Origin of the sequence: Okeania sp. SIO1H4 (genome assembly GCF_010672695.1) — a bacterium.
Taxonomy (GTDB): Bacteria; Cyanobacteriota; Cyanobacteriia; order Cyanobacteriales; family Microcoleaceae; genus Okeania; species Okeania hirsuta.
Map to the genome: position 1 here is coordinate 43,958 of NZ_JAAHGB010000038.1, position 21,888 is coordinate 65,845.

General features: G+C 38.7%; 13 protein-coding genes and 2 pseudogenes. 6 read left to right on the forward strand and 9 right to left on the reverse strand.

Translation table 11 applies throughout. The features are described from left to right. Positions 1 to 242: 242 nt before the first annotated feature. Positions 243 to 2,324, reverse strand: coding sequence for a ShlB/FhaC/HecB family hemolysin secretion/activation protein (locus tag F6K06_RS21440; protein WP_124144518.1), 2,082 nt, complete (start codon positions 2,322 to 2,324; stop codon positions 243 to 245). Between the two features lie 590 nt (positions 2,325 to 2,914). On the opposite strand from F6K06_RS21440, the gene F6K06_RS21445 reads away from it, so the two are divergent. The 3 genes and pseudogenes from F6K06_RS21445 (at position 2,915) to F6K06_RS21455 (ending at position 6,790) form a co-directional block, all read left to right on the forward strand. Continuing rightward, positions 2,915 to 4,582 carry a transglutaminase family protein gene (locus F6K06_RS21445; RefSeq protein ID WP_124144517.1) on the forward strand — a complete coding sequence of 556 codons (1,668 nt, stop codon included), beginning with the start codon at positions 2,915 to 2,917 and terminating at the stop codon, positions 4,580 to 4,582. Between the two features lie 421 nt (positions 4,583 to 5,003). Continuing rightward, positions 5,004 to 5,141 (forward strand): hypothetical protein, encoded by a 138-nt coding sequence (locus F6K06_RS21450; protein ID WP_192901100.1) that lies wholly within the window; start codon positions 5,004 to 5,006, stop codon positions 5,139 to 5,141. A gap of 689 nt (positions 5,142 to 5,830) precedes the next feature. Continuing rightward, a pseudogene (locus F6K06_RS21455) lies at positions 5,831 to 6,790 on the forward strand (adenylate/guanylate cyclase domain-containing protein). Positions 6,791 to 7,579: 789 nt separating this feature from the next. On the opposite strand, the gene F6K06_RS21460 reads toward F6K06_RS21455, so the two are convergent. The 6 genes from F6K06_RS21460 to F6K06_RS21485 form a co-directional block, all read right to left on the reverse strand. Further along, a complete protein-coding gene (locus F6K06_RS21460) occupies positions 7,580 to 7,951 on the reverse strand; it encodes a hypothetical protein (RefSeq protein ID WP_124144516.1) in 372 nt (123 codons plus the stop codon). 341 nt (positions 7,952 to 8,292) lie between these two features. Then, positions 8,293 to 10,023, reverse strand: a complete 1,731-nt coding sequence (locus F6K06_RS21465) for a VWA domain-containing protein (protein WP_287243749.1) — start codon at positions 10,021 to 10,023, stop codon at positions 8,293 to 8,295. Positions 10,024 to 10,025: 2 nt separating this feature from the next. Next, entirely contained in the window at positions 10,026 to 10,697 is a 672-nt protein-coding gene (locus F6K06_RS21470) for a hypothetical protein (protein ID WP_124144514.1), read from the reverse strand. A gap of 819 nt (positions 10,698 to 11,516) precedes the next feature. After that, positions 11,517 to 12,617, reverse strand: coding sequence for a PRC-barrel domain-containing protein (locus F6K06_RS21475; RefSeq protein WP_124144513.1), 1,101 nt, complete (start codon positions 12,615 to 12,617; stop codon positions 11,517 to 11,519). Between the two features lie 294 nt (positions 12,618 to 12,911). Next, the gene (smc, locus tag F6K06_RS21480) at positions 12,912 to 16,592 is read right to left on the reverse strand and encodes a chromosome segregation protein SMC (protein ID WP_287243747.1); all 3,681 of its coding nucleotides are present in this window, start codon (positions 16,590 to 16,592) and stop codon (positions 12,912 to 12,914) included. Positions 16,593 to 16,672: 80 nt separating this feature from the next. Continuing rightward, entirely contained in the window at positions 16,673 to 17,185 is a 513-nt protein-coding gene (locus tag F6K06_RS21485; protein WP_124144511.1) for an RNA-guided endonuclease TnpB family protein, read from the reverse strand. 62 nt (positions 17,186 to 17,247) lie between these two features. Between F6K06_RS21485 and F6K06_RS21490 the strand changes: the two are divergent. After that, positions 17,248 to 18,466: pseudogene (locus F6K06_RS21490) on the forward strand (RNA-guided endonuclease InsQ/TnpB family protein); the annotation flags it as partial. Here F6K06_RS21490 and F6K06_RS21495 read toward each other — a convergent pair. Both F6K06_RS21495 and F6K06_RS21500 read right to left on the reverse strand, forming a co-directional pair. After that, positions 18,398 to 19,309: a transposase gene (locus F6K06_RS21495; RefSeq protein WP_124144510.1), complete on the reverse strand. Its 912-nt coding sequence runs from the start codon at positions 19,307 to 19,309 to the stop codon at positions 18,398 to 18,400. The pseudogene F6K06_RS21490 and the gene F6K06_RS21495 overlap by 69 nt on opposite strands. Before the next feature lie 491 nt (positions 19,310 to 19,800). Beyond that, the gene (locus F6K06_RS21500; RefSeq protein ID WP_287243744.1) at positions 19,801 to 20,250 is read right to left on the reverse strand and encodes a hypothetical protein; all 450 of its coding nucleotides are present in this window, start codon (positions 20,248 to 20,250) and stop codon (positions 19,801 to 19,803) included. Between the two features lie 106 nt (positions 20,251 to 20,356). On the opposite strand from F6K06_RS21500, the gene F6K06_RS21505 reads away from it, so the two are divergent. Both F6K06_RS21505 and F6K06_RS21510 read left to right on the forward strand, forming a co-directional pair. Beyond that, the gene (locus tag F6K06_RS21505) at positions 20,357 to 20,674 is read left to right on the forward strand and encodes an iron chelate uptake ABC transporter family permease subunit (RefSeq protein ID WP_161564340.1); all 318 of its coding nucleotides are present in this window, start codon (positions 20,357 to 20,359) and stop codon (positions 20,672 to 20,674) included. A 451-nt stretch (positions 20,675 to 21,125) separates the two neighbouring features. Then, positions 21,126 to 21,542, forward strand: a complete 417-nt coding sequence (locus F6K06_RS21510) for an ABC transporter ATP-binding protein (RefSeq protein ID WP_124143383.1) — start codon at positions 21,126 to 21,128, stop codon at positions 21,540 to 21,542. The last annotated feature ends 346 nt before the right edge of the window (positions 21,543 to 21,888 follow it).

Sequence of the window (21,888 nt, forward strand, 5' to 3'; positions counted from 1 at the left end):
CTTTTTTCAAGCATTGCATAATACCAATTACTATGCATTAATGCTTAATTTAGGTAGCACTTCAATTTAAACCCCGTCTTTAAGGCTATGCTTTACCCATATCTATTGAATTCAAGTGCAGGATAGGGAAGAGCAGGGAGAGGGCGAAGGTAGGGAAGTAAAGACAAACCTGGCATAAATCATTCCGCACAGAGGTAGGTAAAAGCAAATCAGCAATGGGTGCACCATTTGATTTCTAACAGCTAGAATGGCCGGAAAATTACGCTGAAATAAAATCCAGAGTCTTGAGCATTATTGCCACGATCGTCCAGGTCTACTAAAGGGATGCCATAGTCTAAACGCAAATCAAACTGTGGCAGTGGTTGCCAAATCAAGCCTATGCCTGCCCCTGCTAAAAATCTTTGGTCTGGTAAAAATTCATTATTAGGGTTACTACCATCATTCCAAACAGCTCCAATATCTATAAAAGGAGTAAGTTGTATTGATGGTAAACCAGACTCATCCCGATAGACGGTAATCCGGTCTTCTATAGAAAACCGAAAACCATTATCCCCGGAACGTATATTCTGGCGATAGCCCCGTAACGACAAACCACCGCCAATAATAAATTGTTGGTATGGCAATAGAGGAATTGAGGATAACTGCAAATCTCCCTGGACAATCAATAAATGATTAGCACTTAATCTTTGTACCCTTTGCACTTGGCCTAGCCAACTGAAGAAATGTCCATCGGGTTGAGGATCTTCCCTCTCTGTCGCGTCAAATAAATTAGTGCCAATATTAAATTGCGATCGCAAAGCCCAAGCTCCTTGAGAGTCTCGGCGAATGTAGTCTTGTCCCAACCTAATCACAGTAGTACTGTTAACACCATCTTCTTCTGGAGTTTGAGGGTCATCAAAAAGTTGATCGTCCAAAAAAGTCTCTGTACGCTGATAACTCAAGCCTACAGAAAAAGCTAACTCTTCTCTAGGAGTTTGTAGAAAAGGCTGACGGTAACTAAACTCATATACATCCGTTGTGCCACTAATCTCTATACCTTCAAAATCTTGACCAATTCTATTACTGTTGGGTGCTGCTCTAAACTGTAAAGTGCCATTCATAGAGTTGATGGGCAAATTGTAGATAAAGTCAAAAACATCTGATTCATCGCTAAAAAGTCTGGTGGTGTTGTAGGATGCCACAAAAAAATCACCCCGCCCTGTCAAGTTGCGATGTAGTAAAGTCGAACCTATTCTTTCAGAGCCGACTGTGGGAGGTGAGTAATTATCAGTATTTATACTAAACTCAAGAGGGTTTGCTTCTGTGACACGAACAATCAGAATACTCTCTCCTGGATTTTCGCTAGCTCGCAAACTAGCTTCAATATTTTCAAATAAAGGATTACCCCGAAGTAATCGTAGTTGATTTTCTAGTTGAGCAGTGTCCAATGGCTGACCTGCTCCAAGTCGTATCCGATTTTCAATATAAGATTTTTGCAATCTTTTTGTACCTTCTATTTGGACTTCTCCCAAAATTCCTTCTACAACTTGAATCCTAACTGTGTCCTCGGTAATAGTTTGGGGTGGTAAAATTGCTCTTGAGGTGATATAGCCACGTTCTAGATAAATTTCGGTAATTTTATCTGCTATTTGCCGAAGTTCTAATAGGGTAACTAAACGTCCTTCTAATGGCCCAATGAGGGAATTAATTTCTTCTGGGGTTAAGATTGTACTTCCTAATACTAAAATTCTCTGCACGGGAATTTTTTGAGTAGGCTCATCTGGCAGAGGTTGAGGTGGTGGTGATTTTTTGAGTTCTTCTTCTTTTGGCTCTTCTGGTTGAGTTGGTTGGGGAAGGGGTTGGAGAAAGCGATCGCGATTTGGATCTGGTCGGGGGTTATCTGGTAAATTTTGTCGTATGTCTTGATTTGTTGGAGTATTTTGGGCATAACTTGGTTGTTTTGGAGTTAAGGTATCAATAATTTGAGGGTGAGTGAGTCTTTGCTGAGTATTGGATAGGTTTTGAATTTGAGTTTGTATTTGTATAATGTTTTTTTGTTGAGGAGAAGTTTTGGAGTTGGCTATTAATTTTAATCCTTGATTTTTTAGTAATTTAGAGCTTAAAATTTTTCGTTTCAGGTTTTTATGTTGATATTTATAAATTAGTTTTGGAGTTGATTTTGATATTAGTTTAAAGTTTTTGCATGACAAACAATGCCCTTTTTTGGTTTTCACTGAAGTTTTATCCCATAATTTATCCACATCTGCAGTTTTGGATACAGCTTGATTAGCTAATAGGCAAATAATTATAAATGTAGTAGGAATTAATGTGATAAATTGAAACATTGCAATAGTTATGCTCTAGGTGTAATTTGACTTACCAAAAAAAAAGGTGCATTCTGGTTCCTATATTGATCTAATAACGTCAGCATTTCCTGCGGAATGCTGCGCAAACAGTTGTTAGCTATTAGCTAGCTGACTGCTAATAGAAATCTGGCGAAAATCAAAAATAAAATCAATTATTATTCATAAATTATCAATTATTTTCCCCTGTTCCCTGTTCTCTCTTTTCTGGAGATTTATAATAGCTGAATGCTTACCTAATAACAGCTAAAAAATAATTATTTATTGAGAGATAAAATGCGCCTAATTGCCGAAGAAAGTATTGGTATTAAGTTTTGCTATATTTCTTTAATAGGGTATTTATTCTATAAAATATAAGTTTTTTGTGAAGCATTAGCATAAACAATTGAATTTTGTCAATAATTGTATAGTAAACATCAGACGCATTTAGATTTTATTTTCTCTATTCAGGGTGACTTTTGACAAATAAATTATATAGTTTCAATACTAAGTAGCTTAGTAAACGAATACTCAAAACCTACTGCGAAAATATTTATTCTGAATTTAACACGAATTTTGAATCACCTAAAAGTATGCAAAAACAATATTCTGGACCACGCACTATTAGACCAATTGGAGTTGCCTCACTACATAGTATTGCTTTTTCTAGAGAGATTCTCTATGCCATTGACAAAAACCGTGGTTTTCTGCTAGAAATTGACCCAAAAACAGATAATACAACAGTTATAAATCCCTTTCAAACTAATGAATTTATTGATGTTACAGGTCTCGCGCTTTGGAAAGATACTCTTTGGTTGACAAGGGAAAATGAAGTTTATTTCTGTCTCAATGCAATTGGTAATTCATCAGAGGGACGCCGAAAATGGCAACATTTTTTCACTTTACCTTATCCTGCTGATGGAATTGCTGTTTGGGAATCAACAGTTTATGTCACTTGTCAAAAACTAGGTAAGATTTTTGTATTAGATAAAAATACTAGACAACAAATTACTGGGTTTTATGCTCCAGGAATAGGGTTTGAAAATATTACAGTACAAGATGAAGAATTGTGGCTTTGCGACCGCGAGGAGCAAACGGTTTATTGTTTAGAAAGAGCAACGGGTAAAGTTAAGTTTAGCGTACTGACTCCTTTTGAAAGTCCTACGGGGTTAGCATTTTATCTGGATATAAATACCGGGGAAAGACAGCTTTATGTCGCTTATGCTGGAGACGAACTTTATATTAGGGATGATCCAAACTCAGAAAAACAGTATGAACTGAGTAAGCGCGATCGCTCTTTTATACATCCTCTTTATTTTTATTACAATGAACAGGAAAAGTATGCTGTTTCTAATGTTTTTTTAATAGAGATGTCTTATGTTGAGGAATTAGAACCATTAGATGAAGTTTTTTTAGAAGATTTAGAATGGCGTATTGCTTTACCATCAGAAACTCATCGCCAAAAAGTTAGGGAAATTTCTCCTATAGGAATACCTTTTACTGAAGAAATTCAAAATGGTGAAAAAGTTGCTGTTTTTCGGTTTAAACCATTGCGTCAAAGTGAAAGGCGTATATTTGGTTGGAAGGCGTTATTAGAAGTCAGGGCAATTAAGTACCAAATTCAACCTTTTAATGTAGAAAATATTCCGGAATTGCCAGAAGGTTTTCAGGAAAAATATCTGGTAGATAATGATAATTTGGCGATGGATAAAGAGATAGTTATCCAGGCAGCAAAAGATGCTATTTTACAAGAAAAAAATCTATTGCGTCAACTTCTCAATATTCGGAATTATGTCTACGATCGACTTTCTTATGGAGTAACAACTAAGATTGATACTCCAGATATTGTATTAGAAAGAGGTGTTGGTTCTTGTGGAGAATATGTAGGGTTATTGTTAGCTTTGGCACGATTAAATAATATTGCTTGTCGTACAGTGGGTCGCTATAAATGTCCAGCTTTTGCTGATAGAAAAAGTGTGCCTTTAGAGCCAGAATTTAATCATGTTTGGTTAGAATTTTATCTACCTGGTTTTGGTTGGGTTCCTATGGAATCAAACCCTGATGATTTACAAGAAGGAGGCCCTTATCCGTTAAGGTTTTTTATGGGTTTAGCTTGGTATCATGTGGAAATTGGTAAAGGAATTAAGTTTGAAACTCTGAAAAGTAAGGGGATACCTGTTAATAAGGAAAAAATTTCAATTGGTAATTTGGCAATTAATCATGTTAGGTTTACAATTTTAGAAGAGCGACCTGGGTTGTAGTTGCAGAAGGAAGAAGTAATATCATGTCCGTTTGAATACTTATAAATAATGATCGAGTAGTCAGGAAGACCGAGTCAGGAGGGAAGAAAAAAGAGGAAAAGCAGAAAGTGTTTTGATCACTAATTATCCGGACATGATATGAGAGGGAATAAGGAAGAAGAGAAAGAACAATTATTTATTACATTCTGTATATGGAAATAATTATTTTGGAGAATGTTTTTATGTAAATATAGGCGTTGGTGATTTTGGCTATGATTTTTTTAAATGGTGATCGCCTAAATACTAATTAAAAAGCATTTTATACTTTATAAATTTAGCTTTCATAGCTTGATTCACCAACGCCTAAATATAGTTTAGTTACTCTAAAGCATTTTTTTTTGATAAAATCTAAAAGAAAAAATCTAAAATTTGAGGAGGAGTTGTGGAATTAACAGTCGTAAATATTATGGCGATAGTAGCATCAGGACTAATGTTAATTGTTACTGGAGGTGTGATATATTTAACGGCGGCTGAGTGGCGCGATCGTAGACGTCAACAAAGGGATAAAACCACTCGTTGAAGACATTTTTTTCTCTACTTTCATTTTTAATCATGGCGATAATTTCATTATCGTCTTTTTTTTGTGACACTTTATTTACTAGTTGTACTCTATTGTACTCCAAAGAATATAATACCAGTTTGATAAATGTTTGCTAAAAATAATAGAGATGAGGAGAGGAGAGAGAATATATAATGAGCGTGTTTTTTTTCGTAGTGTCAATTAGTATAATACCAGTTTCATAAAATATTGCTACAGTAGTTTGGTCTGTTGGTGGAAATATAGAGATTAATCGTGTAACTACCTTTTTTGAATTTGGTATAATTTTATTGATCAGCAATTATTATATCATGTATATCATGTTATCATAGAGATTATTGATAATAATTTATATATTGCTGTCAAAACTTATCGATATAATTAAGCAATAAAACATATCATTTTATTGCTTTTTTTTCTTACTTTATCCAACGTCAGTCTTTCCTTCTTCCTTACCTACACAGTTTGTAATACAGCAGTTTTCAAGTTGATCAGGTACAAAATTTTATGCTTTTAGGGAACACGGTATCTGAGGACAAGGAATGAATCAAAATTATAGATTAATTTTCAACTGTACCTCACTATCCTGAAATTTGCTGTATTCTCTTTTAAAAATCGTATAACACTTCATCATTGCTTTTAAAAATCGTATAACACTTCATCATGCTTATATGAAATTTGATATTATTAGTGCAAATATGGCACTAGCAAGAATTTATGGTTATCATTCACCAGAAGAGTTACTCAAAAATATTAAAGATATTTCTCGACAGCTTGATTACGATCCTAACCGCAGGCAAAAATTTGTAGCAGCAATGAGAGTAGATAATGCTGTATATAATTTTGAGTCCTTAGCATATCGCAAAGATGGTCAGACAATTTGGGTTTCTGAAAATGCTCGTGCTGTACATGACTCTCAGGGCAAATTGTTGTATTACGAGGGTACTGTTTCTGATATTACTGAGCGGAAAATGGTGCAGGAAGCTTTAAAGTTTCAGCGAAAACAAATGGAACAGTTGCTGCTAAACATTTTGCCAGTTCAAATTGCTCAACGTCTACAAGAAGAACAAAGGGCGATCGCTGATAGTTTTGATGATGTGAGTGTGTTATTTGCTGACTTGGTGGGGTTTACTGAGTTTTGCTCCAATGTTTCTCCCATTGAACTTGTAAATTTTCTGAATTTGATTTTTTCTAAGTTTGACCAACTGACTCAAAAACATCATTTAGAGAAAATCAAAACTATTGGGGATGCTTATATGGTAGTTGGGGGTTTGCTAATTCAGCTAGATAAGCATTTGGAGGCGATCGCTAATATGGGACTAGATATGCAGGTTAGTTTTGCCAATCTATGTGATCGGTTAGAAAAACCTTTGAATTTGCGAGTTGGTATCCATGTGAGACCTGTGATTGCTGGAGTTATTGGTCAAACTAAATTTATCTATGATTTATGAGGCGATACTGTCAATATTGCGTCTCGGATGGAGTCTACTGGTATTTCTCGTAAAATTCAAGTTACCAGTCTTGTATATCAGCGACTCCAGAAAAAATTTGTATTTGAACAGCGGGGTAAAGTTTCAATCAAAGGGAAAGGAGATATGACTACTTATTTTCTTAAGGGAGTGAGGGAGTAGAGGAGTGGGGGATATTGAAGTAATTAGGGTTTGCTGAAAAAATTGGTTGGTGGGGGTAAGACACGGGGACACGGAGACACGGAGACGCGGAGATGGGGAAAACAGGCAAAGGTTTCGGCCATTTTATCATTTTCTTTGTGGGTTTAATACCCCACCGTCAACGGGGGTGTTCAAAATTACATGGGGATTCTAACCCCAAGTAATTTTCCTCCTGTCTCCTGTCTCCTGTCTCCTGTCTCCTGTCTCCTTCTTCAAGTGAAGAAATTTTCTTGAATTTCAGCAGAGAATTTCAATAAATTGATGCAAGTAAGAGCAAATAATATCATGTCCGGTTGAATAGTTACACTTTGGAGGAAAAAAGGCAGAAGGCAGAAGGGAAAGAGCAAGGTTAGAAGGCAGAAGGTTTTTTATAACTGATTATCCGCAATTCGTAGCTCCCCCGGAGGGGAACATGATATAACTAGGGTTTGCTGATTAAATCTGAAAGTCTTGACTGATATTGGTTTGAGCAATTTTAGGTCTGGAAAAAGTACCAGCTTTTTGGTGGAAAAAGCTCAAAAAGCTAGTATTTTGGGATGATTATGGCAGAAAACTTGAGGGACAATTCTGACTTCTACCTCCTCGCTCATTCCCATTTCTCCCCTCCTGGGAGGGGGAGGGGCGAGGGGTGGGTTGTCTCCTGTATTCCCATCCTGGGAGGGGTTAGGGGTGAGTTGTCTCCTGTCTCCTGTCTCCTTGTTCTATACTACATTTTGTGGTGCGGAATGTGGGATACGACCTCTGAATTCTTCACAAGCAGCGAATAACCTTGACTTGGTCATAAGCTTTCCTTAATTCAGCCTCACGTTGGGGACTAGAGCGTCCGTAGGTGCCTTGACCTCGTAATTCTTCTGGAGTCGGGACAGTCGTCAAAACTTCTTCTCCTAGATCGTTAAACAAAACTACAGATTCAATCTTGACAAGATGTTGTTGATGTTGCCGATATAAATCGATATATTCTTCTACTACTTGTTGCCATTGTTGGGGCGGACAATAACTCCGCTCTATGAGAAGAACAAAATTAGGCACAGGCAAAACCTGATTGAGCACCAAACCTGCGACCATAAAGCTCAACCAACCGAGTCCAAGAATGGTTAACAGGTAACGATTTAGTTGTTTCATTTCCGTTCTACTAAACTTACCCAAACTTACCCATGCATGACTGCATGCATCTCTGGAGCTAGCTTTCTGTTTTCCTACGGAATGCTGCGCAAACACTGAAGACCACTGACCGCAGTCTGCAACTTATCTTCTCCACAGGCTTAAAATTGGCGGGAACTCCACCTACTGATGCACATAGTTTTCCAAATTGACCGCAGCGTTTCCTGCGGAATGCTTCGCAAACAAGTCTCTGTCATCTTCAAAATTAATAGTAGCAGAACATCAGCAGAACATCAATTTATTTTCAATATTTCTTAATATTTGTCAAACTTTGTCCAATTTTTTTACTTCAGTAGTTAGCCCTATAAATTAGTCTGGAATAAACCTTTTAGGAGTTCTTTGACGGTTTCTGGAGTACCAGTTTTAACGGTAGATTCCCGTAGAGCAGCGATCGCTTCTAATTCTTGTTGATTCACATCCCCATAAGCAATAGGATAAACCCGCACCCCACTGTATTGGAGAACCTCTTTGACTTTTCCGAAGACAAAACCTTCATTGGTTTGACCATCAGTTAAGACTAATATATAAAAAAGACCATTAGGATTAACTTTCTTTTGTTCGAGCAATTTCCCTAACGCCACCATCATTGCATCATACATTGCCGTTCCGCCATCGGCACGCAAATTATCAATAGCAGCTAGAAACCGTTTGTGCTGCATTTCATCAAAAGGGGCTAATTCCACCATTTCCCTTGGGCCTTCGTTATAACTAATTAAACCTACATAATTACCTGGATTAATTTCTTGAGTAGCAATGCGCAGACCCTCTTTTACCATCCCTAGAGGTTGTCCTTCCATCGAACCACTGGTATCGATTACCGTCATTAAATAAACTGTACGTCCTGCATCTTTCTGACGCTTCCAAAATGATTGAGCAGTGGTTAAAACTTCTCCTTCTGGAATGGGGGGAAGATTGGGAGCTAAAAGATAATCTGTCTCGACAAACCCTTGTTGCTCGGCTAGTTTTTTCATGGCATCAGAAGCAGCAAATGATGCAAATTTTTGCAAGGCTTCTTGTTGTTTAGCTGTATTCCAGGAAAATCCGACCAGAGGATTATTATGAGGAATGCCAAAGGGGATAAAAACGGTTTTCTCAAATCCAGGTACTTTTTTGAGTTGCTGATAATTTTGATATTCCAAGGGAAATGCTTGTAACTTCTCCTTGTCGCGGATAAAAATTTCTTGCAAGTCTAGAGTCGTGGTTGTGGTAATCAATACCTGTTTCTGAAAGCTTTGAAATACTGACTTGACTTGAGGAGATTCTAAGTCAGCAATTGTTAGGGGTTCTCCATCTTGTTGGTGTCCTGCTGCTCGCCAAAAGATCGAGTAGAGCAGATTCAGAGCTGTAGAACTACTGTAGGGATTGGGATAGCCAACAGAAAGTTTACCAGAGGCGATGGCATTCAGCAACTTGTCAAAATTCACTTCGCCATTTGCAGCTAATTCCCGATAAACAGAATCTTGAAGGACAAAACCGCCAACGTTCGGCACTAAACGGGGAAGGATAGAGATGGTTTTAATTCCTTGACTTGACAGCATTGCCACCCACAAATCATTAGAGGGAGAATACCCTGTCGGTGTCACTTTGCCAGCAGCCAATAACTTGGCGGCAGTTCCCGAAGGAATTTTTCTCACCCCGACCTGAATAACTTGACCGGAACTAATGGTTTTTCTTTCTCGGTTAAAAGCTTGAGCAACTTCTACCAACCAACCTTCATTTTGCTTTTTGATATTGGCTTTTTCTGAAGAACTGAATATTTCGAGATAAACTACCTTGGGGTTTGTAGAGGGTTGAGCAGCATAAAGAGGAAACTGTTCAATAGGAGGAAGAGGTTCTTGAATCCCATCGATAGTGTAGCGCGAAGCTACTCGATCGGGAATTAGGGATGTGGCAACGGAAATCTTAGGAAGTAACTTTTCCTGAAGATATCTCTCTGCACTGGCAAAGGAATCTACCTTTTGCTCGACTACACATCCCCAGAATAAAGCAAGGCAAACTCCGATGAGAAACCAGAAACGTCCTTTTTTGAGCATAACTAACCTCCATGGATTGACGATGATTTTGTTCCGATCTTATCTAAGACAGTTTGATTTTCAGCAATGATTACTCGGAGACTGCGGGGTAAACTGGCTTGTTCAGTAGATGCTTCTAAAGAAGACAAAAGCACCCGATCTTGTAACTCTTGTAGCAAACGATGAGTTTCTTGCACTCGCTCACAAGTAGTTTCTAAATGCTGTCGGGTCAGACTTCTGTAGGTTTCAGTTTGCATTTTGTCCAAGGTTAGTAAGGCAAATGCTACTTGCTCACAAAGAGATAAAACCGTGTAGAGAGTCTCCAATAATTCCGGCATTAAACTTGATTCTCGGTTAGCTATGCGTTGGGCAAAAATTTGGATTTGTTTGACCAAAATGAGGGTTTGTTCCCAATCGGCATCTTTACGTCCTTCAAGTTTCCCTTCAATACTTGCCAATTCATTGAGAAATATTGCTGCATCGAGTAGATTAGGGCTACTGCACCCATAGAATTGTCTGAGTTTCCCAAACCAAACTGCCACCATGACAAGGGCAATTGCTCCCCCGACAATTAAGGTAAGGGGGCGATTTCCCAACCAGATAATCAAGCTCACATATCCTAATCCTGTCCCTACAATTAGAAAATAGGTCTGTGGCAAACCCAAAACTTTACGCCAAAATAATTTCCAGTTCATTACGATCTAATTAAACGGTTTTGATTATCGTATGGCAAAGCATTCAGTAATTGAACGAAGCAGTGACTCATAATATCGAATCCGGTTAAACAGCCATAGAATGGTTAAGTTAGGAGGAGTCAACCCACCCCTCGCCCCTCCCCCGACCGTGGAGGGGAAGTCAGGAGGACCGAGTCAGGAGGAGAAAGAATTACAAAGATAAACGTAGTTATGGCGATTGAAGATTTTTTTTATGTCCAATTAAACGGATTTGATATAATATCATGTCCGGTAGCATTGGAGCGTGTATAAAATTAAGGTGATAATAGGAGAAAACCTTCTGCCTCCAGCATAGCTGCCTTCTGCCTTCCTTCCACCAAAGTCTAATTATTCAACCGGACATGATATAATTGATTTTGGCATTCTTTATCAACTTGATTACTATCATTGTCGCATTTACTTGGTCAATAGTCCAGAAAATTACTGTCTAGTGAACTGTCTACCACCACACTAGACAGTAAAAATGTTTCTTGGAAAGTTCTAGTTCTCAAGAGTTATTTTTTGCTTTTTATTTTGAACTTATCAACCCTCTCTTTATAATCATAATACTTTTCACGCCTTTCAATTTCAACCCATACACCATCTTGTACTAATTGTGAGCATATAGAATACCTAGACCTTTCAGTATCTTCAGCTAATAGAGTTATTACTTCTGCTATATCAACAGGATAGGATTATTATCAACACAGGGGGAGGACATCACCTCAAACGAAACAGCAACCCGGCATTTCCAGGCTGAATAATCCCGCGTTGTCGCATAAGCACAACGTCGGGAGTATGTCAATAACCACCAGGTTCTTCTTCATATTCTGGCATCTTAGTTTTCTGAGGAATATTTACACGAGGTGCTTGATAGGGTTTTGGAACCTCATCATCAGCCCAGGCATCTTTTTCTATGTCTTCGTCATATTCATATTCTGTAGCAGGTTTATATTTTTTCTCTTCATATTTCTCATCTTCATACTCATATCCGCCTGACTCTCCCCAATTATCTTCTTCATACTCATCATAAGTAGGATTTTGTCTTACCTGACGGGCGACTGGTGGTGCAACAACTGCTTCTGTTTCATAATAGTCTTCATAAACTGCTTCTCGCTCTAGCTGCCGTGGAGGGGGAGCAACTTCTTGTTCATAGTAGTCATCATAAATAGGTTCAGGTTCAACTACTCTAGGTCTTCTAGGTTCTGGCTCTGCCCAGTCTTCATCCCATGCTTCTTGAGTTGAGGGTGTTTCTCTGCGAATGGGTTCCCGAGTAGCTGGTTGCCCTGGACTTAATTGATTATCAGGTTTCACAGTGGGAGGATAATATAATCCATCTTCCTCTTTTTGCCAAGGTGCTTCTCCTAAACCTAAACGTTCTAATACTCCTACTGTTAACTGTTTGAGTTTTTCTTCAGATCCTTCAAACACAATCAGGCGATTTGGCCCACTGCTAACAATTTCATCAATTGAGAGTTCATAAGTACTAATAACTTGATCTGGAATTTGGGGTATACCAATAGAAGCAATAATCAATGACAAAACTTTGCCATCTGTAGTATCAAACTTGAAACCTCTAACTCTACCTAAAAGTTCACCATTTTCTGTCAGGACTTCACTATTTATTAGGCTACTATAGGCTTCAGCATCAATATCTTCTTCTACTACTTCTTCGTTATCTACTAAGATGACATCACCTATTTCGCAGATATTATTGAGAAACATAAACTTAGGTATTCCAGCTACGGCTAATATATTGTCTCGTAGTCCAATAGCTACTACCTCCCGCCGATCGACGTCTACCCATAACTGGCTTACTACTCCTAAGCGCTTACCTTTATCACGAGTGATTATTTGAGTTCCTAACAGATCGGAGCGTTGCCAAATTTGTTCAAATGTCATTATTGTTTAATCCTGATTCTTATAATAAGTCAAAATTTAAAAGTCAAAAGTCAAATAACAAGTCAAAAGTCAAAATTTAAAAGTTAAAAGTTAAGAGAAATTAATAATTTTTACATTGTAATTTATCAATAAAGAATTTAGTCAGACTGAGGCAGTATTATAATAAGTCAAAAGTTAAAATAAATTACTAATCTCTATATCTCTATATTGTAATTTATCGGTCTTGAATCCACAGAAGCTTATTCTCACTCCTGACTCCTTTATTCTGACTTCTGTCTCCTTCTCCAAATAGATTTAATCTCTAGTCATTTTAATCCCTAAAACTTGGGTATGAGCGCCCCTAGCTTGAGTCACACCGATAGTATGCTGGGATGATTCCATCATTGGCCTCCGTAGACTGACAACAATAAATTGAGCTTGTTGTGCCTGTTGTTTTATCATTTTAGCTAATCGCTCCACATTTGCCCCATCCAGAAACATATCCACTTCATCAAAGGCGTAAAAAGGAGATGGGCGGTAACGCTGTAAGGCAAATATAAAGCTTAAAGCTGTCAAAGATTTTTCTCCCCCAGACATAGAGGCCAATCTCTGGACTGGTTTTCCTTTGGGGTGGGCTACTAAATTTAACCCACTGTTGAATGGGTCTTCTGTATCATCTAACTGTAGATAACCATCTCCTTCAGAAAGTTGGGCAAAAATGGTCTGAAAATTTTGATTCACAGCATTGAAAGCCTCAAAAAATGAACGTTGTCTCAAAGTAGTAAAGTTTTCTATTCTTAACAACAACTCCGTCCGCTCTCCTTCCAGAGTGGCTAATTTTTGAGTTAGCTCTTCCAAACGTTTTTGGGTTTGGTCATATTCTTCCAAGGCCAACATATTTACAGGTTCTAAGGCCTGAAGTTGTTTCTGTAGCGATCGCACCTCCTTATCTAATTCTCCTATTTTAATATTTTCCGGCACTTCTGGCACTTGCTCCGGTAACTCTGCCTTTTGTTCTTCTAACTGAGTCCGCAAAGTCACTAACTGTTCCCGACGTCCCTCCTGAGATTCTTGCAATTTTTGTAGTTGCCATTCTAATTGCTGTTTAGCTAAATAAAGTTCTCGCAGACTTGCCTCTGCTTGGTCTCTTTTTTGTTTTTCTGTGCCTAACTTTTCTTCTGCTTTGGCCATACCTGCTTTAATTTCAGCAATTTGCTCGTCCACAACCAATACTTGACTATTTATATCTTTAATATTTTCCCTAGCTGCTAATTCTTGCTCTTGATATTCTGACTGCCGACGAGAAATAGCTTCTACCTTTTCTTGTAAAAGCCTTTGTTGATTTTCCAACTCTTGAAGTTGTTGTTGGGCAGCTCGCCAAGCACCCTCCCGATCTTGTAATACTAGCTCTTGAGACCGAATCATCTCCTGCATTTGTTGCCACTCACTGTGAGTATGAGACTTTTCCAACTCGGCCAAAGTTTGCTTTAACTTTGTTAATTGGACTTCTCTGGTCGGAATTTCTTGGTCTAGGAATGTTAATCTGGTTTGAGCATTGACCAATTCTCGATGATTTTTCTCTAATTGTCCTTGTCCTTGCTCTTGTTGTCTGGTCAATTTTTGCAGCTCTGACTCAATTTGCTCCACTTTGAGCTGAGTTTCTCTAAAATACTGCTTCCCTTCCATCAAAGCTTGCGCCCGCTCCTTCACATCCTCCTTTCTCCGAGAAATCTCTACCTGACAGCGCTCCAAAACAATATCTATTTCCTGGAGGCGCTGACGATGAACTTCCATTTCCCCTATTTCTGCTGACTCATTACCATCAACCGTGCCAAAATGCAAGCTACCAGAACGACGGGACACACTTCCTCCAGTCATCGCCCCACTGGTCTCCAATATTTCCCCATCCAGAGTAACAATTCGATGTTTACCCAAATATTTCCGAGCATTTGTCAAAGTATCAAATACCACCGTAGAGCCAAAAACATAGGCAAAAATATTCTGATAACGAGAGTCACAGTCAATCAAATTCACCGCATAATCAATAAACCCCGCTGCTCCCCAACGCAAACTATCATCTCGGTTGAGACGAGGAGACCGAATTTTATTCAAAGGTAAAAACGTCATTCTCCCAGCTCTTTGTCGCTTCAAAAATTCAATCCCGGCAGCTCCCACTGCATCATTTTCTACCACCATATTTCCCAGACGGCCTCCGGCAGCAATTTCTAAAGCCAACTGATATTTTGGTTCTACTCTCCCTAGTTGTGCCACTAAACCACAAATGCCAGAAATACCAGACTGTTGCAGCATTTTTGTGGCATAAGTTCCCGAAGCTTCTTGAACTGCCTGTTGTTGGGCTTCTAATTTATCTAGTTTCCGCTGTCTTTCCCTTTGTTCTTGGAGAAGGCGAGTTTGAGTATCTTGTTGAATTTGTAGGTCTTGTTCTACTGCTGCTAATTGTTTGGTCAAGGATTCTACTTGATAATTGGCGGTTTCTCTTGACTTTTCTATTTTTTCATGGTAAGCATTTTGATTTTCTATTTCTACCCCCAGGGCGGCCATGGACTCTTGCTGTTCCTGGATTTGCTTTTCTAGCTGATGTATTTGTTCCCTAACTCTTGCTTGTTCGGTCAGTTGGGGGTTGAGAGTTTGCTGTAGAGTTTCAATTTGATGATGAAGTTGGGCTTGTTCTTGTATCCAAGCTTCGGCAGTAGAGGCAATAGCACTAGCTGACTCTCGTTGTTGGTTGAGAGTTTCCCGTGCTTGGTTGCGAGTGGTCTCTAGAGATTCGACTTCTTGAGCTTGAACAATTTTGTTTGTGGCTAATATTTCCAGATTTTGTTGATGTTTCTGTATTTCTTGTTCAAGTTGGCTGAGGTTCTTGATGGTTTGCTCAATGGTGCTTTCTAATTCTTTATGCTTTTGTTTTAGTTGACGGCGGTCAGCTTCTTGGGTGGCCAGGGTTGATTGTAAGGCCAACAGTTCTTCTTCTCCCAAAGCTTTAACTTGGACATTGAGTTGGTCTAGTTCGGTTTGGGCCTGTTGAATTTCGGTTTGTTTGGTTTGAATATTTTGGTTAATTTCCGTGGCAGAGCGATCGCCTGATTCTATATTTTCTCTAAGTTTCCACTCTTGTTTTTGTAGATTTTGCCATTTGAGAATTGTTTGCCAGAGACTCTTTTGTTCGACTTGACCCCGCAATTCTTGATATTTTTGAGCTTTTACACAGTCCTGGGAAAGACGGTCACATTGTTTTTTCAGTTCTTTTTCTACAATGCCACTCTTTTCTTCTTGTTCTTTCACCAAGTCTAATTTATCTTTGGCCAGGGTAATTTTTCTATCAAATTGAGCCACTCCTGCCATTTCATCAATAATTTCCCGACGTTCGCGAGACTTCATGGAAATAATGCTGGTTACGTCACCCTGAAGCACAACGTTATATCCTTCGGCGTAGACCCGGAGTTGATTTAGTTGTTCGTGGAGTTCGGTCAGGGTGCATGGTTGACCATTCATATAATAAGTGGAGGTGTAAGTCCCTTGTTTTGTGACTCGGAGGCGACGGGAAATACTCCACTCACTTAAAGAATGAAAAGATGAAGCTATCTCAAATGGATCGTCAGATTCTGGAGTATTTGCTCCATTTTTTATGACTTCTGGTGGATTTTCTGTAGTTGTTTGGGTTTCTGACTCTGAAGGTTCGGGGTCTTCGTAGCCATTTAGACTCGTTTTTATATCTTCTAAATCAAAAGTGACCTTGACTATAGTTTCAACAGTTTTACGTCCTGCTAATTTGTTATTAACTAGGTCTGGCAGGCGTTCGGCTCTCATACCTTTGGAAGTGGACAACCCCAGGCAAAAAAGGAGTGCGTCGAGAATGTTGGACTTGCCCGAACCATTAGGCCCAGAAACCACAGTAAATCCGGGTAGCAACGGAATAGTAGTAGTGCCACCGAAAGATTTAAAGTTAGTTAGTTCCAGGCGTTTGATATGAACCATGAAGGCCAGTTTGTAGACTGGATAGATTTTGGGCTTTTAATTATTCTAGACATTATAGACAGGACGTAAACTACCCAGCATCATAATCTCTGATTTGATGCGGGCTTTTCGTAGCCCTCCAGTATATCCCATATAGTCGGCTGTCTTGGCACGAAATCAAGACTGCTAACTTCACAGGATAACCAGGGACCTCCAGGCAGGTTTACACTCAACCCCAAAGCAGCTATATTTTTTGCACCATTATAATCAGCATCGCCTTTCCACCCACAATGAAAGCAGTGGTAGTTTTTACCCTTCCTATATGTAGTTTCTTTTGTCGGACTTATATGCAAACATTTATGACAAGTAAGGCTAGTATATGCTGGATTAACTAATATTAATTTCACGCCATGTAACACACATTTATAAGCAAGAAACATTCTGAACTGATAAAAAGCCCAACTATTAGATAATCTTCTTTCTTTCTTACTTCTTGGTTGCTGATTAGTTCTTTGTCTAATATTAGTTAAATCTTCTATGGCAATAGAATTTTTATCAAAGTGTTGCGAGAAGACCCGCGCTCTCCCGAAGGGGAGCGTCGGGATGAATCGCAATCAATGTTGATATTTCACAAACAATGTGTTAAAACTGTGAAAAGTTAATTCCCTAGCAATAGATGGTCGAGAAAGCATACAAATTTAGGTTCTATCCTACTCCAGAACAAGAAAACTTGTTGCGGAGAACTTTAGGCTGTGTGCGACTAATCTACAACAAAGCTTTGGCTATTAGAACTCAAGCTTGGTACGAGAAACAGGAGCGTGTAAGCTACAAGCAAACTTCGGCCATGCTGAGTTCTTGGAAAAAGCAGGAAGACTTAAACTTTCTCACATCTGTAAGTAGTGTACCATTACAGCAAAGTTTAAGACATTTACAGACAGCTTTTACTAACTTTTTCAATAAACGTACTAAATACCCTAACTTTAAGAAAAAACGTCACGGAGGTAGTGCGGAATTCACAAAGTGTGCATTTCAATGGAAAAATGGTCAAGTATATCTAGCTAAATGTAGTAAACCATTACCAATTAGATGGAGTAGACAACTACCCCTAGGTTGCAGTCCTACTACAATAACAGTTAAACTTGACCCATCTAATAGATGGTCAGTATCCTTAAGGTTTAACGACAACAGAGATTTAAAACTCAAGCCACTCAAAAAAAGAGTAGGTGTAGATGTAGGTATTAGTAGTCTGATTGCCACAAGCGATGGTACAAAAGTTAACAACCCTAAATATTTTAATAAACTGTATAAAAAACTCAGATTATCTCAAAAGTCTCTATCGAGGAAAACTAAGGGGTCTAATAACTATCAAAAAGCTAGACTGAAAGTAGCCAAGATACACGCAAAAATTAAAGATTCCAGGCTAGACTATACCCATAAACTGACAACCCAACTTATTAGAGAAAATCAAACTATTGTAGTTGAGGACTTGGCAGTAAAAAACATGGTCAAGAACCATAAGCTAGCAAGAGCAATAAGTGATGCTAACTGGGGAGAATTAGTCAGACAATTAGAGTACAAAGCAGAATGGTACGGCCGGGAATTAATTAAAATTGATAGATATTTTCCCAGTTCCAAGGGTTGTTCTAATTGTGGGTATGTGGTAGATAAACTACCTTTAGATATTAGTTAGAGAGTGGGACTGTCCAGAATGTACAGCTCACCATGATAGAGATATTAATGCAAGTATAAACATTTTGCGGATGGGAACCCGCGTCGGCGATAGACGCAAGGGAACGCCCACCAAGAAGGCTGCCGTGCAGGCAGTGTCAGTCTGTGGAGCGACTGTAAGACCTGAAGGGAGTAAATCCCCGAAGGCGGGTGCATTGAAGCAGAAAGCCCCCATCAGTGATGTTGGGGAATCCCGCGCTGTCACGCAAGTGCAGCGTCGGGAGGATGTCAATAGTCGCTGCTTTTCTGACTAAATAAGTTGTTATTTCGTGATTAACGTGTTTCTGAAAGCGTCGTTCTTTTCCTGATAACCGTTGCTGTAGTTGCCGACATCTTTTCCGACTACTACGAGTGCCTTTAGATGCTTTTTTTTGTAGAACTGCTCTGATTTGAGAATAATGATTTCTCTTAGAAGTTATATTTTTACCTGACCATGATTCACCTTCAGATGTTGAGGCTATATCTGTCCTGCCTAAATCAATTCCTATTATTTTATTTGTTGGCTCTGGCTCCGGAACAATATGATTAACATGAATGTTTATATAGTAAGTTCCATCTTTTCTTTTAGTTAAGACTGCTGAAGTAGCCTTACTACCTGTTAAGATTCCTCGTTGATAATTACCTATTAATAACTCAAACTTTGTGCGCTTACTCAAAAGCTTTAAACTCACAATCCATTTCTTTGTATCTAAACTAAATTTTCTACTGTCGTAATCAACTGATGTTGGTGCAAAAGTTAATTCTTTTTTTATATGATTAGTAATAGAAGTTTTGCGATTAGAACATACTCGTCTAATAGCGTGAATTGTAGTTTGTGCTGATAACTGAAACTTTTCTCTAACTGTACCGTACATCAAAGCTTGCATGGCCACATTATTTGTCAGTTTTTTGTCACTATTTTTGTCTACATACTGACAAGCATGAGCAAACATTTCCATAGTGGCTTCTATTTCTTTTGCCACTTCTGGGCTGACCTTTAATTTACAGGATATAGTTGTTATTTGCTTCATTATTATACGATATTTCAAATGGTGAAAAATATCAATCAACAATGAAGCTTCATTTTATTTGAAATTAAAAATTCCTCCCGGCGCTGAATCATAGATTACAACGCGGGACTCCTTTTTGATATTTAGTTGAGATTTGTGGAATGGGCAAGATGCCCATTCCAGATATTTGCCCGCATTAACGAAGTCAGAAGTCAGAAGTCAAAAGTTAACCCACCCCCGCCCCTCCCAATCCACCCCTAACCCCTCCCCTCCTGAGAGGGGAAGTAGGGGATGCGTGAGCAACTCTCCAAAAATATTGCGCCTTAAAAGGCAGGGTTGCGCGACCCATATTATTTTGATAAGAATTTTTGCTTACTTCCACAGCATTTGCTTTTGTTGCGGATGTGGCAATAGGAGTTTTTGCTCAATAGTTGTTTTTGTTGCGGATGTGGCAATCGGAATTTTTACTCAATAGTTGTTTTTGTTGCGGATGTCGCAATAGGAGTTTTTGCTCAATAATTGCTTTTGTTGCGGATGACGCAATAGAAGTTTTTGCTTAGTTTCTTTTCGGCAGTTTTGTTGCGGATGGCGCAATAGGAGTTTTTGCTTAGTTTCTCTTCGGCAGTTTGATTGCGGATGTGGCAATAGGAGTTTTTGCTCAATAGTTGTTTTTGTTGCGGATGACGCAATAGGAGTTTTTGCTTAGTTTCTCTTCGGCAGTTTTGTTGCGGATGACGCAATAGGAGTTTTTGCTTAGTTTCTCTTCGGCAGTTTTGTTGCGGATGACGCAATAGGAGTTTTTGCTTAGTTTCTCTTCGGCAGTTTTGTTGCGGATGGCGCAATAGGAGTTTTTGCTTAGTTTCTCTTCGGCAGTTTTGTTGCGGATGGCGCAATAGGAGTTTTTGCTTAGTTTGATCGCATTTGCTTTTGTTGCGGATGTCGCAATAGGAGTTTTTACTCAATAGTTGTTTTTGTTGCGGATGTCGCAATAGGAGTTTTTACTCAATAGTTGTTTTTGTTGCGGATGTCGCAATAGGAGTTTTTGCTCAATAGTTGTTTTTGTTGCGGATGGGATTAGCAGTATCGGGGGCAATTCTACAAAGCTTAATCCGTAATCCTTTGGCAACTCCAGGTATTATTGGCGTGAATGCTAGACCTAGTTTAGCTGCAGTGGTAGTAATTGTACTGTTGCCAAATGCTCCTCTCTTTGCTATACCTATTTCTGCCTTTGGTGGCGCGATCGCTATTTCAATTCTCATTTACCTACTTGCTTGGGAAAAAAGGAACTCAACTATGTACTTAGTTTTGATTGGTATTGGTTTAAATACCATCGCCAGCGCTTTAACTACTGTAATGGTGACATTCGGCGAATTACAGCACTTTTGAGGATAGTGAGGTACAGCTATAAGACTATTTATTTCTATAGAACCCATTTGAGATCTATATAATTATGGTAGTCAAGTCTTTTCGCGCATTAATTTTGAGGAAAATTCAGTTGAAGGAGTGTTGAATTTTTTGTATTATCTCTCCCCAAATCTTCCCTCTTAACCTTTTCTCTCTTACCTTCTGTCTCCTGTCTCCTGTCTCCTAGTCAAAAAAACTTGATATTTATATGAAGATACGGTTAGGGGTTCTATATTCCCTGTTGCCTGTTGCCTAGAGCAATAAAACTTTGTACTTCATCAACTAGAAAACTGCTGTAAATAGTGTTTCTCAAGCTTTAATTTGGATTACAGGTAGTGTCCACGGCCGCAGTTGGGAAAACGTTTTGCCATTACTACATCAGAATTAGTAGCAACAATGATCTATTAATTTTAAAAAAATAACTCAATAAGCTTTGGCTACTACAGAACTTTTGGACTTGGTAGGGCGATCGCCGGATTCTCTGTCTGGAGGCCAAAGGCAACGAGCTTGGATTGCGATGGCCTTAGCTCAAGATACAGAAATTTTATTGTTGGACGAAACAACTACTTTTTTGGACTTAGCTCACCAGATTGAACTTCTGGATTTGCTCCAGGATTTGAATGATTCTCAGGGGCGGACCATAGTTATGGTTTTGCACGATCTGAATCAAGCTTGTAGATATGGGGATAATTTGATTGTGCTACGGGATGGCCAAATTGTGAGTCAGGGCTATCCAGAGCAAATGATGACAGTGGGAATGGTTCGTTTAGTATTTGGCTTAGAGTCTCAAATTATTCAAGACCCTGTAAGGGGGACACCAATGTGCATACCAATGGGTCGCAAAACTTGACAAATTCAAAATATTTGTATATATCTATCTAGTTAAGAAGTTTTATCATTTAATTTTGATATAGCAAAAAATCTCAGACCATACGGAAAGTTTTGCTAACACAGAACTTTCCGGGATAATTTTGTGCAAATGTTTTCACGGAAAGTTTTGCTAACACAGAATTTTCCGGGATAATTTTGTGCAAACGTTTTCTATGTCTTATATCAAATCCGGTAGCACCGGTATAAAAAAATTAAACCTGATAAATTAAGGGATGAATAGTAAGAGTTGGGCGATCGCCATGCCGAGATTGTTAAAGCTAGAACCACACAAAAGTATCGAAGAGTTGGAAAAACTCTACCGACAA